The sequence below is a fragment of the Streptomyces sp. S6 genome (genome assembly GCF_054880855.1).
The window spans coordinates 1-2,376 of record NZ_JBTYMC010000546.1 but is presented as its reverse complement, the minus strand read 5'-3'; the positions used below and the strand labels follow the sequence as shown (position 1 = coordinate 2,376).

Genomic DNA, 2,376 nt, shown 5'->3' with positions numbered 1-2,376 from the left:
CCAGCCCCCCGCGCAGCAGCCCACCGCCTCCGCACCCGCGTACGCCCCCGCCGACCAGGGCGCCGCCTACGCCCCCCCGACCGGCGGCCTCGACCCCCGCATGCTCTGGTCCAACATCCTCGAAGCCGTCAAGACGCGCCGCCGCTTCGCCTGGATCCTCCTCAGCCAGAACGCGCAGGTCGCCGGGTTCGACGGCACGACCCTCCAGCTCGGCTTCGTCAACGCCGGCGCCCGCGACAAGTTCGCCAGCAGCGGCAGCGAGGAGGCCCTCAAGCAGGCGCTGGCGGAACAGTTCAACGTCCAGTGGAAGATCGACTCGGTGGTCGACCCCACGGGCGGCGGCGCCCCCATGGGCGGCCCCCCGCCCGGCTACGCCGCCCCGCCCCCGGCGTACCAGCCTCCGCCCCCCGCGGCTCCGTCCTACCAGCAGGCCCCCCCGGCGCCCGCCCCCCAGCCGACCCCGCAGCCCTCAGCACCAACTCCGCCCCCTCCCCCTCAGGTCCACCACGACATCGTCGCCCCCGAGGACGACACCCCCGAGGACGACGACCCCGACCTCAACGAATCAGCCCTGTCGGGGCATGAACTGATCGTGCGGGAGCTGGGGGCGACGGTGATGGAGGAGTTCACGAACGAGTAGGGGAGGACGGCGGGAGGGGCGGCACCCCCGCCCTTTGGAGGAACGTACAGCCAGACCGGCCCCTTCCCCTCAGCGGTTACCCTGACCCCGTGAACGTCCTAGTCATCGGAACCGGCGCCCGCGAACACGCCCTGTGCCGCTCCCTGTCCCTCGACCCCGCCGTGACGGCCCTGCACTGCGCCCCCGGCAACGCCGGCATCGCGGAGGTGGCGGAGCTGCACGAGGTCGACGCGTCGGACGGCGACGCGGTGGCCGCGCTGGCGAAGGCGCTGGACGCGGATCTGGTCGTCGTCGGCCCGGAGGCCCCCCTCGTCGCGGGGGTCGCGGACGCCGTGCGGGAGGCGGGGATCCCGGTGTTCGGCCCGTCGAAGGAGGCCGCGCAGCTGGAGGGGTCGAAGGCGTTCGCGAAGGAGATCATGGCGGGCGCGGGCGTCCCGACGGCACGCTCCTACGTGTGCACGACGCCGGAGGAGGCCGCCGAGGCGCTGGACGCGTTCGGTGCGCCGTACGTCGTGAAGGACGACGGTCTCGCGGCCGGCAAGGGCGTCGTCGTCACCAGCGACCTGGAGGTCGCGAAGGAGCACGCGGCGGCCTGCGAGCGCGTCGTCATCGAGGAGTTCCTGGACGGCCCGGAGGTCTCCCTCTTCGCGATCACCGACGGCGAGACGGTCGTCCCCCTCCAGCCCGCCCAGGACTTCAAGCGCGCGCTGGACGGCGACGAGGGCCCGAACACGGGCGGCATGGGCGCGTACTCCCCGCTGCCGTGGGCGGACCCGAAGCTGGTGCAGGAGGTTCTGGACACGGTCCTCCAGCCGACGGTCGACGAGATGCACCGCCGGGGCACCCCCTTCTCGGGCTTGCTGTACGCCGGTCTGGCGATCACCAGCCGAGGCGTGCGGGTCATCGAGTTCAACGCCCGTTTCGGCGACCCGGAGACGCAGGTCGTCCTGGCCCGCCTGAAGACCCCGCTGGCCGGCGTCCTGCTCGCCGCGGCGAACGGCACCCTCGCCGACCTGCCCGCCCTGCGCTGGAGCGAGGAGGCCGCCGTCACCGTCGTCATCGCCTCCCACAACTACCCCGGCACCCCGCGCACCGGCGACCCGATCACCGGCCTCGACGAGGTCACCGCCGACGACGCCCCGCACGCGTACGTCCTGCACGCGGGCACCCGGCGTGCGGGCGAGGACATCCTCAGCGCCGGCGGCCGGGTCCTCTCGGTCACCGCCACCGGCGACACCCTCACGCATGCGCGCGAGCGCGCCTACAAGGCGGTCGGCCGCATCGGTCTCGACGGCTCCCAGCACCGTACGGACATCGCGGCGAAGGCGGCGCGGGAGGCGTAACAGCGCCGAGGAATGAACCCGAGGGGCCCCGCATCCGTCTGTGGATGCGGGGCCCTTTTCGTTCCTCATCCCCCACGCTCCCGTCAGCCACCTCTCCCCAAAGCCATTCCATCGAGTGACCGTCGCGCCATCCGGCTGACGGGGCCGACCGCCCCAACTAGGGTGCGGGCCATGTGTTCAGGCGCCTGGCGAGGTTCCGGCACTTGGCCCACCGGCATTGCGGTGTCAGTCGTGGGTGCCACAGTGGGGGAGTGAGCAGAGGCAGGCGGAAGCGAGCGAGCCGGGAGGGGGAGTGATGCGGGCATGAGCGGCGGTTCGGTCGGTGTGGAGGCGGGTGCGCAGGCCGCGCGCGCGAGGGCTCTCGCCGTGCTGCGGATGCGCGGGCGCGCGCTG

At 73.4% G+C, this 2,376-nt stretch carries 1 protein-coding gene and 1 pseudogene; both read left to right on the top strand.

The genetic code is table 11. From position 1 onward, the window contains the following. Window positions 1–640, top strand: a pseudogene (locus ACVNF4_RS34995) (DNA polymerase III subunit gamma and tau); the annotation flags it as partial. Between the two features lie 89 nt (window positions 641–729). Continuing rightward, complete coding sequence (gene purD / locus ACVNF4_RS34990; RefSeq protein WP_461806881.1) at window positions 730–1,983, top strand: phosphoribosylamine--glycine ligase; 1,254 nt, start codon at window positions 730–732, stop codon at window positions 1,981–1,983. Window positions 1,984–2,376 lie beyond the last annotated feature (393 nt).